Below are 14,111 nucleotides of genomic sequence, written 5' to 3'. Positions count from 1 at the left end.
AAACAAATACAAAAGGTATCATTATTATGCTATTACTCCTTGTTGTAAAGTCACATAGTATTTTACAAGAAACTACCGTTCCAACAACTTTTTCCATATCTCCATTTTATTTAAAAGTCAAAGAACGATTTTCTTTTTTGATGGTACAAAAATATACCTTTTCTGATTTTTTATAATCCCGGAATTGTATTTTTTATTACCATCAGCATGTATGAATATTCGTACATACTGATGAATAAATTATATTCTTAATGCCTGCTAATAAATGCTTTCATCATTTTTCAGAGATTTTTTTTCTCTCAACACCTATTTCTTGGGACGGAGCCGGGCGTGGTAGTATTGGCAATCTATTTTTGGAATAAGCAATAATATAAGATCAGCGAAGAACATAAAGAAAGAATGAATCCTTATCATGCTCACCTTGGCATTTGATCAAAACTTGACTTAAAAATACAATATTCATCTACAATAGCGGCAAACATTTTGGAAGCATGATTTTCGGTTTTATTAGTTTTAAGAAATGTGAGTAATTATCTAATTATCAATATTATATTTTTATAAAAATCAGATTGGCATATAGAATGATTTCCGAAATTATGGTTAGGAATCATTGGCAAAGTTGTACGGTCCTGCTAGCTTTGCATCAAAAAATAATATATCTGGATTATATGTGGTTGTCATATCTGATAGAATATTCTAATATAATTAAATATAAAATTAAGATGAAAAAAAATGTAATTAAGATGAAAAAATGTACAGTTTTAATCACTGTTCTCTTCACAAGTGTAGCAGTTTATGGACAAGTGGGGATTAATACTTCCTCTCCTAAAGCTACATTGGATATTGTAGGGGAACCATCAAACGTATCATCATTGGATGGTATCATTCCACCCCGGCTGACAGGGGATGAACTGGCTGCAAAAATGTATACAGCAGATCAGAAAGGAGCTATTGTCTATGCGACCGCAGCAGCTGTCGCGCCGTCAGGGCAGGTGGTTAATGTAACAGGCGAAGGGATATATTATTTTGATGGAAATGTCTGGATAAAGAATTCTTCAGGGGGTACATTTACAGAAACAGACGGGGTTATTGGTAATGAAATACTGAATGCAACTGCAAATGGCGGATTAATAAGAACAGGATCAGGGACCAGTGCAGCCCCTTACTCATTAGGACTGATAAGCGGGACTGCAAGTGGGCAAGTAATGGCATGGAATGGAACATCTTGGGTTCCAACTGCTCCTGCTGCCAGCAGCAACATCTACAATACCAACGGATCTCTTACTAGTGATCGTACATTGACCAATAACGGTTTTGGCCTTACCTTCCGGGGAATGACACAATCCTCAACTTTTTCATCCGGGGGAGATTTCACCCAGAGAGGTCTGGCATCAAGTAAAAGGGCAAGTGTGACCTTGCAATCAGATGACAATGATAGCAATGGTATCATTTCGACTATATTCTTATACCAGGATCCGGAGAATTTCGGACAGATAAAAGCCGCTAATGATTCCCGTGGCTTGATTATAGGTACATCAGCCACTACACAGGCCGCACCGCTAGTGTTCCATACAAGTGCAGGAAGCAATACACTTGGGACCGAAAAAGCGCGCATTACTCCAATAGGGAATATGGGTATTAACACCAGCTCTCCTACTGAAAAACTTCAGGTAACGGGTAATGTCAGGTTTAACAGTTTACCATTGAACGGTTCTACAAATGCTATTTACACAACAGGGGCGGGAACAGAATCCGCTACCCAAGATCAAACTTTTACAGCAACAAGAACGGTAGTGGCTGATGCTAACGGAGTATTGGGATATATACCGGGAGTACCCGTATCAAATAGCACAGATGCAACACGATTTTTGGGAGGAACAGCATATGTGAGATTCGATACTACATCCGGCGGCACATTGGCCAATGCAAAAGTGATTGGTGGTACACCAGGAACAAGCTACGCAGTAGGAGGTGTTTCTGCTACCTCTTCTAAAGGAGGAATTAATTCAGTGATCGGGAATGGTTATACAATCTCCAATCCTTCTCCCGGGATATTTGATATAAGGTTCGATACCCCTCTGACCCAAATATACGGTATATCCACCAATATCGTAGATGCATATGGCACAGGTAGTGGCACCATCACCAACCCTGACCCTTCGAACCCGGGTAATCCGCTTTTCACAAATGATAACACCCAGGTAGCATTTATCTCTAATACGGTAATAAGAGTAAAGACAGGGAACAGCGCAGGAGAGCTTGCTAACAGATCCTTCACGTTCATGGTAACGGGAAGATAAAAAACAATGACAGTTTAACTTCTCTATATAACCGCAGAAACTTCTTCCATCACTTTATTCATGGAATTATTACAATAATTTATGATCTGTGGTCAGAGGTAAAAGTTTCAAAAATTATACTCCATGAACTTTAAAGATATTCATATCGGATTTTTGATCAACCAGAGAGTTACAGAAAGCGGGATAGACATATCCCGCATCTGTAACTTTATGAAATGTACAGAGAAAGAGGTCAACGAAATGTATTCACAGAAGAGCCTTTGCACATATCTTCTCTTACGATGGTGCAAGCTTTTGCACTATGATTTCTTCAGGTTATATTCTCAACATTTAATATTATATGCTCCGCCCGCAGCTTATAACAAGGATACAAAAACATCAATACTTCCCCGATTCAGAAAAAATATTTATACAAAAGAGGTCATAGATTTTATTCTGGAATTAGTCGGATCCGGAGAAAAAACCATATATCAGATTATTGATGAATATGGAATCCCTAAAACTACCTTGTATAAATGGATTAAAAAATATAAAGAAACAGATCGGTAACTAAGATTCATTTTTGTCCAGACTGATCTGTAAGGGACACCCCCTCTCCTGAAATAGATATTGATAGAAAACAGCATTGAAAATGATGAAAATAACGATTTTATATTTCTTTTTCTAAGATTTCAACGATCACTTTCCTTTCATAGAAGATAAATTTCCTTACAATATTTGCCCAGGCTTTTGCTTGAAGTTTAAATCAAAAAAAATAGCAGAAGAAGTATTTTTTATCTTCACAGACGTAATTCAAAGCACTTTAGTTAATAAATAGCACACAGTAGTTAAGTTATGAATTACAATGATATATCACCGAAAAAACATATGAATTAATTCATAATTCGTTCTTTCATATACTTATTTTTTAATATGCAAAGTTTCATATTTGTACCGTAATTTATTGATTTTACATTTAAATATAAAATTCGAAAAATTTTGATCCTTCAATTCCTTCCAAGTAATACATTATAAATAAACAGGCATTTCTAAAAACACTAATGGAAACTGAAAAAATAAAAAACAGATTAGGCAGCCTAGTCCTAACCCCTTTTCTTTTTAAGAAGATGACTTTAATTTTTATTCAACACTATTATTAAAGGTTCTGAATATAAGGTCAAAATTAATGTTTCAAATAAATTTAACATTAACAGATGAAAAAAAATCTTATTACACATAGTACGTTATTTATTTCAGTGCTATCTTTAGTACAAGTAGGCATAAACACTTCCAGCCCGCAAGGTATTTTCCATGCTGATGGAGGAAAAGACAATGCCACAACAGGAGTGCCTGCAGTAGCACAGCAAGCAAATGATTTTATAGTTACCTCAATCGGAAATATCGGGATAGGAACTACAGCACCTGACCAGAAACCGGAAATACAGACCGGTGGGACCCCTGCATCACTCGTATCGGGCTTCGAATTGGCAGATGAAACACAGGCCTCAGGAAAAGTATTAACCTCCGATACAAATGATACAGGAAGCTGGAATACTGTAAGACTACTATTTACAAGACTGGCCTTTTCAGGTTCTTATATTCTGCCCACCAATACCACTGTAGCAAAATATGCCGGTCAGTATATTGATCTGCCTCTGGAAAAATGGGTCATTAATCTTGTAATAGAAATGAATTTAACAGCTAATCCGATTTCTACAGTAGGAAGTGATTTTGTGAGACTTAGACTTGGAGACAACACAAGAGATCTTAATCCTATAACTAATACATTTTCCGCTGATGCAATAGCCCCAAAATTAGCCTCTACAGGCCTTTCTCTGTCGGAACAAATAGGAACTCTGAATGGTATTTTAGTCATTAATAATCCTTCCGATTACCGATTTGCAGATACTGTCTCAGGGATAAGCAACCAGACCATAGTGCAGTCTGGCTGGATCTTTCAGTAATTTTATTGATAGCGTCAAATCAAAATATTTATTTGTAAACATTATTTCATCTATATCCGCAGATTGAAGATTTGTAATATTTAATGATTTCAGAAATCATTAATAATAAGCATATAAGATGATACTAAATAATATTGCAAAATGAAATGAGATCAAGAGGAAATTCAGATTATCGGGAGAAGATTAAAGAGACACGGGAAGTTACCTGCGATATCAAAATACAATAATTTAACAGTGAATAAATTAACCGGTATATAGTAAATATGCTGCTTTATCTAATAAGGCCGGCAGAATTTGTAAGAAAACTAAAATATTATATAATGGTTAACAATGGTAACAAAATATTAACAAACATATTAATGCCTATTTATGGAAAAGTCTAAAAGTCCAGATTATAGAGTTATATACACGGATATTATCAATAAGAAATATCCTCATAAAAAAGAGCTTTGTTCCTCTATTCTTGAGAAAAAACAACTCTCAAATCTGGATATAATAAATCTTAATACAAAAATTTTCGGTCTACAGGCCAAAGAAAATCAAAAACTCCGTTCTTATAATAAGTCTACTATTTTATACATCTTAGATTATCAAAGAAAATACAAATTAAACAATTCCCAATTGGCCAAACATTTTAAATTGAGCCGCAATACCATAGCAAAATGGAAAAAATATTTTTATTAACCGGCTTGTTTATCATAAAGTTGTTTGGGAGTTTATCTATGCTACAAAACTCAATTATTGATCATAATGATCTATTATCTGAAAGACTATAAAAACAATTCTTTCAATTCAGAGTTTTAGGAGCTGCTAACATTTATATATAACCCAAGATCCATGTTACCTCTATTCAGGTTTGCTGCTGAATGGGGATATGAAAGCAGCTAAATTATACTTTGAATGCATGAGTGTTTTTTTAAATACCTCATCCGGAAATATTGTCAATAAAAATACTCTGATCCAGAATCAGAATAATTATATCCTGATCATAAGAATGATATTGTAAGAGAAACATCAGACACATAAATGGTACTCGACACCGTTACTTTCTTCTACGCACTTCTATCAAAATTATGACATTCATATTTTTTTATGATTGACAACATTTGTATTTGTAAACATTGTTTAAGTTAATATTTAGTAAATTTACAACAAAATAATTTTATCATTATTTTGTTACTAATAAAATAATCCACAATGATGAATTTAAAAACAATATAAATTTATTATGTATCAAAAAATATATTTCTTATATCTTATTTTATTTTCTTTTTATTGTGCTTTTGCCCAGAGCTTAAAGAATTCTGCTTCTACAATGCAAACGAAAGCCATTGATAAAAAATTAGAAGATATAGATGTAAGTTTTAATTCTGAAATTTCTGATACAGAAAAAGCTTTATTCAATCTGAAATCTGAATCTGAAAAAATAGGATATAAATGGGGGATTTTAAAAAGTGGACGTCGTATAATAGAAATATATGAAAAACAAAATAAAAATAATGAAATTATTAAACTAGCCACCGAATTAAAAAAAATTAATGCTGGACCGCAAGCAGATAGAATCATGGCAAATCTTTACCGGTCTAATGCTTTGGCTTTGGGATATTTGGGTTTTGATGAAGCCAGTTTAAAAGATTTCAAAACGGCAATCATATATGCAAAGAAAATTGATGACCCTGACATCAGAAATTATACTTTGGCACTTTCTTACGGACAACTCACCCTTTACTTTTTCAACAAAAGACTTGAGAATAAGAGCTATAAAGATTCAGTTTTTAATTATCAAAATAAAAGTATTGAAGCAGCCAAACTTATTAAGGACGAGCATCAAGAAATCACAGCTGAGATAAAATACGGTTTAATTTCCTTTAATTATGTCCGTTTAGCAATTCTTTATCTGGAAGAGGCTGATAAGCCAGGAAATATTAAATTAGCTGAGAAATATCTTGTAGAAGGTTTAGACATTTACAAAAAATATAATTTAGATAATGAGGATAAAGTAGTGTTGATGAATCAGCTTAGTTGGCTGTATTTAGAAAAAAAAGAGTATAGAAAGGTAATAGAATATGCCAATCAGGCTCGGGATCTTGAAAAAAAATATCCCGATCCGTTTAATAGAGTTGAATCTTTTGAATTTCTTGCCAGTGCATATTCTGCATTAGGTGATACTGAGAATTCAAAGTTATATATGGATAAATACTCTTACCTTAAAGACAGTATCAGAATTACAGAAAAAAATAATGCTGATCAATCTTTTAACGTGTTACTCTCCGATTCAGAAAAAAAACAGAAAAAAAATCATTGATAAAAATTATTATAATATCAATAATATTTCTTATACTTTTATCATGTCTGATGCTTTACTGGAGAATGAAAAACAAAATACTTTACGAAAAAAGCAAGGAACTAATTACTAAATTAAAGAAAGAGCAAGAAAATAACACTTCGGTAAAATCCTCGGACAGTCTGGAAAACTTTAAAGGCATATCATCTCCTAGTATACCGGATGAAACCCTAAAAATTTTGTTCCAGAAATTGGAAAAATTTGAAAAGTCAGAAAAATACCTCTCGAAAGAGATTACTCTGACCTGGTTAGCAAATAAACTCAATACAAACACTAAATATCTATCAGAACTTATTAAAATCTATAGAGATAAAAACTTCTCAAATTACATCAACGAATTGCGGATAAACTATATTGTTCATAAGCTATATAATGAACCCATATACAGAGAATATAAAGTAAGCTATCTGGCTGAAGAATGCGGATTTGCTTCACCTCAAGTATTCGTAATTGCTTTTAAAAAAATAAATGAAGTAACTCCTTCATATTTTATCAAAACTCTTCAAACTGAAAAAGATTGTTGAGAGGTTAATAATATTCAAAATATAGTTGAATTCATTAATTCTTATGGATTAATTCAAATCTTCTTTGATTTTGCTAAGGCAACCCTACTGACATAATCCCGAACCACTTAGCATTGAAAATCAACACATTATTCTAATTTACACAACCTTACGAGACCCGAACCTATTTTGTATAATTGACTGACGAAAATTCGTCACAAGTATTTTTAATTTCTATTTGACTTTGTTTGATGTTTTGACTTTTAAAATGGAACTTGTTTTTTAATAATTTTGTACCTGATGAAAAAGATATAGCCGATACCATTCTACTATTAAAACTTCTTATGCCTTAGGGATTCATGAGCAAGTACTTCCCCACTCTTTTACTTCTTCTATTCCTCGTTCTATTTCACAAAACTGGAAAGAACCTGATCCTGAAAAATTTGTGGGTAATGAATTTGCTTCCGGAGTGGAAACTGACTTGGAACAAGTCAAACTCATTCTTGATGAACGTCTTTGTAAAATTAGAGTAGCCATTTATGCTTTCTGCCGTTTATATATAACTATTATTGAATTCACCGGCAAAAAGAATTTCGAGAAAATTATTCTACAAAACAAAGAATTAGTCATTGATCTTGTTTCTAATCTTCCCATGGAGTTCATCAAAATCTCGTTTGCAAGTTTTTGCAAATTACTCCCCATCAATTCAATATCTGGAAAAACAATCGTTTGTATAAATGTCCATTTTCTATCATTGAGTATTGTAAAAAACGATTTCCTAATCAAATCTCTCAAAAAGAAATTAATACGTTGAAGAGTCTAATGTCAAGAAAAGGGTTTTCCTTCTGGGGTATTGCTTCCATTTGGGGATATGCCATTAAGAAAGGTGTCTAGGACTTCATGGTACAGGTATTGTCTTAGGCTAGATATTTCTCAAACGAGAAAAACCGGTAAAAAACCAAAGAAACGGGGTTCTGTAAAAGCATCACATCACAATGAAATCTGGCATGCAGATGTTACAGAGTTTGTAACTTCTGACAATGTTAAATTTTATATTCACACAGTGTTGGATAATTTTTCAAGGAAAGTTATTGCTTATACGATCTCTCGTGATAAAACTGCCAAAACAAGACTCATCAGTTTGAAAGAAGCAATACTTTTTCAATTCGGAAAAATTCTTTCTCCTACTGATTTGAATCTTATTGTAGATGGTAGTTCTGAAAATAATAATTTCAGAATACGAAATTTTATCCAACATTGCCAGGTAACCATTCACAAGAAAATTGCACTCAAAGATGTTCACTTTTCTAATTCCATAATTGAAGGGCATTTTCAAATCTTGAAAAAATTTCTTCGATATCAGGGTGAAATACATTCACGGGACTTTCACAAAATAATTGAGTTCTTTGTGAAAGATTATAACCTCAAGACCTCATTATTAACAATGGACTTACACTCCTGATGAAATTCATTTGAGTCCGGAATTGGCGAACATAAAACCAACATTAGAACGAATCAATAAACAACGATTACAAAATAATCGTAACTCTTGTTGTAAAACAGCATAGGACTTTCATGAGAAAAATGCCGGTTCAGGGATGGTTTCTATTTCTCTTTTCTAAATTTCCATGTTTAGTCTGTACTGAGCTTGCCGAAGTGTCAAAATCAAAGAACGTTTTTCTTTTTGAATTGAATAAAAATACAAAATTTCAACTTTCATTCAATCCTGAAACTCCATTTTTTATTACCATCATGTATATAAATTCGTACAGATTGATGGTAAGTAAATTATATTATCAAAGCCTATTAATAAAGACTTTAATCATTTATAAATGTTTTTTTATCTACAACAGCTATTTCCTGAGAGGGAGTCATTAGCAAAACAACTGAAATTTACACACAAAAGTATCCAACAGATTAAAAGTCTATTTGATAATTTGTAGGAAAAAAATAATATATTTGAATTAATTAAAAATTCGAAACAAACCTTCGCTAATCTACCCAAAATTTACTGTATATACGAAAGTTTGTATCGTATATAATTAAGTTAGCAGAAATTTTAAAACAAAGCACTTTAATAAATTACAGAATGAAAAAAATCTTTCTCAGAGTTTTATTGGTCATTACAATAATCAGCTTCAATAATGTAGTATACAGCCAGGCAAACGAAATTAAAATAAAATTTATCGGAAATTGCGGACTTTATATGACTGATGGAGCAACCAATTTTTATATTGACTTTCCATATAAATCTGGTGCACATAATTATATGGAATACGATAAATCTGAAATTGATGCTGTGAAAGATAATTCAATTTTCATTTTCACACATCGACACGCTGACCATTATTCTGAAAAGTTGTTGAAGAAAATGAGTGGGCAAAAATTTGATCCTTTCAATGTTACTGAATTAGGAACGATAGAAAAAGTTGTTCCGAATTTCCAAATTAAATCCTTTGAAACACAACATAAAGTATTTGGAATTTCTTTTAAACATTTCTCCTATTTAATTACTTGGCACGGGAAAAACATTTACATTTCCGGCGACACAGAAAACTCTGACACAATTGCTTCTCAAAAAGATATTGATTGGGCTTTTGTTCCCGTTTGGATTTTAACAGACGCAAAAGCTAAGGGAACGGATTTGACAAAAATCAGTAAAATGTTTGCAATTTATCATATTGGACAAAAAGATAAAATCACGATTAATGACAATAATCCTCAACTAAAATTATTGAATAAGCAAGGAGAAGTAATTACAATTCCGTATTAAAAAACTTCTGCTAACATCGGTTTTGCAATAGCAGGACTGATGTCCTAAATTAAGCTTGCGTACAACTATCAACTTTATACTACTTCTCGTGATAAAACTGCTAAAACAAGACTCATAAGTTTGAAACAAGCAATCCTTTTTCAATTCGGTAAAATTCCTTCTCCTGCTGAACTCGATCTCATTGTAGAGGGGGTCCGGAAAATAATAACTTTCGAATCAGAAATTTTATCCAACATTGTCAAGTAACTATTCATAAGAAAATTGCTCTCAAAGATGTTCATTTCTCTAATTCTGTCATTGAAGGACATTTCCAAATCCTCAAGAAATTTCTTCGATATCAGGGTGAAATACATTCACGGGACTTTCACAAAATCATTGAGTTCTTTGTGAAAGATTATAACTCCATAAGACCTCATTACTGGCACTGGACTTACACTCCTGATGAAATTCATTTGATTCCACATTAAACCAAAATTAGAACGAATAAACAAACAACGATTACAAAATAATCGTAACTCTTGTTGTAAAACAGCATAGGACTTTCATGAGAAAAATACCGGTTCAGGGATGGTTTATATTTCTCTTTTCTAAATTTCCATTTTTAGTCTGTACTGAGCTTGCCGAAGTGTCAAAGTCAAAGAGCTTTTTTCTTTTTGAATTGAATAAAAATACAAAATTTCAACTTTTATTCAATCCTGAAACTCTATTTTTTATTACCATTATGTACATAAATTCGTACAGACTGATGGTAATAACTTATATTATCAAAGCTTATTAATAAAGGCCTTCCCAATTTGTGGAGGTTTTTTATCGCAACATCTATTTCGTGGGAAGGAGCCCCCCAGGAATATATAGAAAAAGAGATGTCCTGATCCTTATATAAATATTGGTAAAATCGGATAGTTTACATTAAAGAATTATACGCTTTTTCTTCTTTCATGTATTCAGCCTCTACTCCTTTCAGCAGAAATGCATTTCTAAGTACTCTCACATCTTCCTCTATGGCCTGCAGACAGGCATAAGCCATTGCAGAAACAATCTGGGCTCCGGTCAGCTCATAATGCAATGCCAGTTTATGTAGGATATCAGGATCTTCCAGGGTAATATTTGCCGGAACTATTTTTTGCCACAGCAGCAGCCTTTCTCCGGAATTGGGTTTACTATACCCGATCAGGCAATTGAAACGCCGCAGAAAGGCATCATCAATATTATTTTTAAAGTTGGTGGTGAGAATAATCAATCCGTTAAAATTTTCTACCCTCTGCAATAAATAGCTTACTTCCTGATTGGCATACCGGTCGTTGGATGACTTGGTTTGGGTTCTTTTTCCGAATAAGGCATCGGCCTCGTCAAAGATCAGGATCCAGTTTTTGTTTTCTGCCTGGGTAAATATTTTTTCCAGGTTTTTTTCTGTCTCCCCAATGTATTTGGACACCACCTGCGACAAATCTATACGGTAAACCTCCCGTTTGAATTCTTTGCCCAGTAAGGTGGCCGTAAGGGTTTTTCCTGTACCTGAGGGCCCATAAAATAACGCCCTGTATCCGGGGAGAATATGTTTTCCCATCCCCCAATTTTCCCGTAAGGCCTCGTGATGCTTTACCCAAAGTTTTATCTGGCTGATCTGATCCTGAACAACAAAACTTACCACCAGGTCTTCCCACTCCAACTGGGTAAAAACTTCTTTGGCAGGGAAATCAGGACTGAATTTCGGTTTTAATTTTTCGCCATAGAGCAGCAGATGGATGGTTTCCGGCTTCAGGATAAGCCGCCCGCTCATCAAAGGCTCTCCTTCTTTTACAGAGTCTATTGTAATGATCTGTTCTTTGAAAAACCAGTGTGAGGCTTCAAATAATTGCTGAATTTTCAAACGGGCTTCAATATTTTCCCGGGCAAGGACATACTGTGTCGTTTCCCCGGTAGGCAGCATACCTCTGTGATTTTCCAGCCGTACTCCGCCCAGTTCGGGGAATTCTCCTCCTTCAGGATGAAGCTCTTTTATAATGTCATCGAAAAAATGAGGCAAAACATGGGGAACCAAAGCCAGTAACAGAATTACAGCTTCTTCATGTGTGGTCTCTCTTTTCAGGACTTCGGAGAAAAAATTATGAAAAGAAACCTCCGGTTTTATCCCTTCGCCGGGAGCCAAAGCATTGATTATATATTTTTTCAGATTGACAAAAAGCATATATTTTATATTTTTAGTGGCTTTCAGATAGGTATATAAATTCTTTATTCTTCTGCTAAATGAATAGCTTCAATGGTAACAAAACAGGGGATATTAACCGTTAAAGGCGGATCTTCCAGAGAAGGTTTTGAAAAAGCGGTACTTTCCGTAATAATACCTGTAACTGTTACTTTTTTTCCTTCAAATTCCCGGGCTTCCTGTTTGGGACGAACCGCTTCTTTAAGGTAGGGGGGCAAAAGATTCACTTCCAGGGAATCATTTACAATAATTTTATAATGCCCTAAATGGTCTCCTTCTCCTTTTTTTGACATGATACTTTTAGTGTATATGCCCGTAAGAGTTACCTTTTCATTAAACTGAAAATCGGTGTTATTATTTTGCATATCGGCAGGTGGTTGTTTTGTATTGCATGCTATCAGAAGCATGACAAGATATATTATTTTTTGTCTCATCTCTTTTCGATCCTCATAGTTGTAGGCCGGTCTCCGTGTTGCTGGGTATCATGGTGCTGCTCGTGGAAAGTCTGTCCTTTTTTAGCTGCAGTTCCGTACATGGCAAAATCCCATCTTGTATTTTCCTCATCTCCCGGTACGGCGTAATTCTCCAGAGTGATGGTATCCTGCTGGTCATTGCTTTTCATCACTACCCCTCCCCAGTGAAAGTTCCAGGTACTTTTTCCTGCATAGTTGGCCCCTCCTGAAGACATCGTATATCCCTGGCCTACTGAAGGGGCTGCAAATTTATTTATTTTCAGGTATTTATCTACTTCTTCCCGTTTTGCTTCGGACATTTTGTTGTAGAACTCCATCATAATATTCCCGTACTGATCTACTTTTGCCCAGTAAGTATCTCCTTTTATCTTTCTTTCTGCATCTGTAGTGGCGGCATTATAAGCGGTTTCAGCGGCATTTATCTCCAGCTGTTTGGCAGTGGCTCTGGCAAGTACCGCATTTATTTCTGTTTTTTGCGCTGCCGAGGTTGATGGCATGGTAAGCCATTTGTTAAGCATTTTCTTCATTATTTCAGCTTTCATCAATGATGGTGTGGTTTCTATAGTCCGGGCATCGGCTCCCGTCATGGCATCACGGTGCAGGGCACCTCTCCTGTTCCCGCCTACCACCACGGCACAGCTGTTTCCGCAGTCATCTGATATTTTCATAGAGTTCCCGGATGTGCTGTTCCGTATATTTTCAGGGACTACTTTTTTAAGTGTTTTGCTTTTACCGGCGTGTGATACGACAAAATTGGTGGTTTCTTCCACAAGCCTTATCCCTGAACCTACATTGGCCAGCAGGGTATTGGAAGCTGCTGCTTTACCGGCCTCTGCATATAAGTCATGATTGGGATACCCTACTTTAACGGCTGCACTCAAATCATCTGCTATCCTGTAAGCGTTTCCTATTGCTGAGCCTGCGGTGCCGTTTCCTTCCAGGTACCTTTGGATCCTGTGCTCTGATTTTGCCTGTATTCTGTTTCCCTGCTGAATGGTATGGGTAAGCTCATGGGCTAATAAATGTTTGCCATGATCTGAATTGGGATCATATTTTCCTTCATTGAAGTAAATATCATTTCCCACAGTAAAGGCCTGTGCACTGAGCTCCCTGCTCATCTGTACAGCTTCGTTTCCTGTATGGATCTTTACATTGGAAAAATCTGCACTGAAGCGGCTTTCCATAAAGCTTTCCGTTTCCGCATCCATACGGTTTCCACCTCCTTTACCGGAATTGATCTGACTTTCCATAGGGTCTGGAGCTACTCCCCCGCTTTCTGAAGAGGAACGCTGGATCAATGGGGTGATACTTTCTGTAAGTGGTTTCATCTGAAGCTTTTCTTCCTGTTCACAGGCTGCACATTTCCTTTGAAGCAATGCTCCGGTATGGGCAGGCTGGGAAGAAGACCCTTGCATTTTCATTACCTGATCTGCCACCCGGTCTGCTTCTGCTTCATAGGAATCATCTGCTGAACCTACACTTAGTTTTTTTTGAATGGCAGGCTTGAAAAATGAAGCATGGGTTGTTCCTGATTTTTTGACGCACTTATGGCTTCTTGTTGTTTCCATG

11 protein-coding genes are annotated in these 14,111 nt (G+C 35.1%); 8 read left to right on the top strand and 3 right to left on the bottom strand.

The window, feature by feature from the left end; all coding sequences use genetic code 11:
* Positions 1-743 precede the first annotated feature (743 nt).
* The 8 genes from HNP38_RS00570 (at position 744) to HNP38_RS00535 (ending at position 9,863) form a co-directional block, all read left to right on the top strand.
* On the top strand, positions 744-2,300 hold the full coding sequence (locus HNP38_RS00570) for a hypothetical protein (protein WP_184182846.1): 1,557 nt from the start codon (positions 744-746) through the stop codon (positions 2,298-2,300).
* A 123-nt stretch (positions 2,301-2,423) separates the two neighbouring features.
* Complete coding sequence (locus tag HNP38_RS00565; RefSeq protein ID WP_184182843.1) at positions 2,424-2,849, top strand: helix-turn-helix domain-containing protein; 426 nt, start codon at positions 2,424-2,426, stop codon at positions 2,847-2,849.
* A 644-nt stretch (positions 2,850-3,493) separates the two neighbouring features.
* Positions 3,494-4,243, top strand: coding sequence for a hypothetical protein (locus HNP38_RS00560; RefSeq protein WP_184182840.1), 750 nt, complete (start codon positions 3,494-3,496; stop codon positions 4,241-4,243).
* A 369-nt stretch (positions 4,244-4,612) separates the two neighbouring features.
* Positions 4,613-4,927: a helix-turn-helix domain-containing protein gene (locus HNP38_RS00555; RefSeq protein WP_184182837.1), complete on the top strand. Its 315-nt coding sequence runs from the start codon at positions 4,613-4,615 to the stop codon at positions 4,925-4,927.
* A gap of 544 nt (positions 4,928-5,471) precedes the next feature.
* Positions 5,472-6,548, top strand: a complete 1,077-nt coding sequence (locus tag HNP38_RS00550; protein WP_184182834.1) for a tetratricopeptide repeat protein — start codon at positions 5,472-5,474, stop codon at positions 6,546-6,548.
* 50 nt (positions 6,549-6,598) lie between these two features.
* Entirely contained in the window at positions 6,599-7,111 is a 513-nt protein-coding gene (locus tag HNP38_RS00545; protein ID WP_184182831.1) for a helix-turn-helix domain-containing protein, read from the top strand.
* A gap of 850 nt (positions 7,112-7,961) precedes the next feature.
* Positions 7,962-8,552, top strand: coding sequence for an integrase catalytic domain-containing protein (locus tag HNP38_RS18160; RefSeq protein ID WP_184182828.1), 591 nt, complete (start codon positions 7,962-7,964; stop codon positions 8,550-8,552).
* A 627-nt stretch (positions 8,553-9,179) separates the two neighbouring features.
* Positions 9,180-9,863 carry an MBL fold metallo-hydrolase gene (locus tag HNP38_RS00535; RefSeq protein ID WP_184182825.1) on the top strand — a complete coding sequence of 228 codons (684 nt, stop codon included), beginning with the start codon at positions 9,180-9,182 and terminating at the stop codon, positions 9,861-9,863.
* A gap of 904 nt (positions 9,864-10,767) precedes the next feature.
* Here HNP38_RS00535 and HNP38_RS00530 read toward each other — a convergent pair.
* The 3 genes from HNP38_RS00530 to HNP38_RS00520 form a co-directional block, all read right to left on the bottom strand.
* Positions 10,768-12,051, bottom strand: coding sequence for an ATP-binding protein (locus HNP38_RS00530; protein WP_184182823.1), 1,284 nt, complete (start codon positions 12,049-12,051; stop codon positions 10,768-10,770).
* A 44-nt stretch (positions 12,052-12,095) separates the two neighbouring features.
* Positions 12,096-12,434, bottom strand: coding sequence for a hypothetical protein (locus HNP38_RS00525; RefSeq protein ID WP_184182821.1), 339 nt, complete (start codon positions 12,432-12,434; stop codon positions 12,096-12,098).
* 65 nt (positions 12,435-12,499) lie between these two features.
* Positions 12,500-14,110, bottom strand: a complete 1,611-nt coding sequence (locus tag HNP38_RS00520) for a DUF4157 domain-containing protein (RefSeq protein ID WP_184182819.1) — start codon at positions 14,108-14,110, stop codon at positions 12,500-12,502.
* Position 14,111: the final 1 nt, after the last annotated feature.

Source organism: Chryseobacterium defluvii (assembly GCF_014204415.1).
GTDB classification, from domain to species: domain Bacteria; phylum Bacteroidota; class Bacteroidia; order Flavobacteriales; family Weeksellaceae; genus Chryseobacterium; species Chryseobacterium defluvii_A.
This window is presented reverse-complemented; position numbering and strand designations above follow the sequence as displayed.

Excerpts from the sequence above, each read along its gene's own strand:
- HNP38_RS00530 (WP_184182823.1), bottom strand. The coding sequence starts at position 12,051 with ATGCTTTTTGTCAATCTGAAAAAATATATAATCAATGCTTTGGCTCCC.
- HNP38_RS18160 (WP_184182828.1), top strand. The coding sequence starts at position 7,962 with ATGCCATTAAGAAAGGTGTCTAGGACTTCATGGTACAGGTATTGTCTT.
- HNP38_RS00535 (WP_184182825.1), top strand. The coding sequence starts at position 9,180 with ATGAAAAAAATCTTTCTCAGAGTTTTATTGGTCATTACAATAATCAGC.
- HNP38_RS00555 (WP_184182837.1), top strand. The coding sequence starts at position 4,613 with ATGGAAAAGTCTAAAAGTCCAGATTATAGAGTTATATACACGGATATT.
- HNP38_RS00520 (WP_184182819.1), bottom strand. The coding sequence starts at position 14,110 with ATGGAAACAACAAGAAGCCATAAGTGCGTCAAAAAATCAGGAACAACC.
- HNP38_RS00565 (WP_184182843.1), top strand. The coding sequence starts at position 2,424 with ATGAACTTTAAAGATATTCATATCGGATTTTTGATCAACCAGAGAGTT.
- HNP38_RS00525 (WP_184182821.1), bottom strand. The coding sequence starts at position 12,434 with ATGCAAAATAATAACACCGATTTTCAGTTTAATGAAAAGGTAACTCTT.
- HNP38_RS00570 (WP_184182846.1), top strand. The coding sequence starts at position 744 with ATGAAAAAATGTACAGTTTTAATCACTGTTCTCTTCACAAGTGTAGCA.
- HNP38_RS00550 (WP_184182834.1), top strand. The coding sequence starts at position 5,472 with ATGTATCAAAAAATATATTTCTTATATCTTATTTTATTTTCTTTTTAT.
- HNP38_RS00560 (WP_184182840.1), top strand. The coding sequence starts at position 3,494 with ATGAAAAAAAATCTTATTACACATAGTACGTTATTTATTTCAGTGCTA.
- HNP38_RS00545 (WP_184182831.1), top strand. The coding sequence starts at position 6,599 with ATGCTTTACTGGAGAATGAAAAACAAAATACTTTACGAAAAAAGCAAG.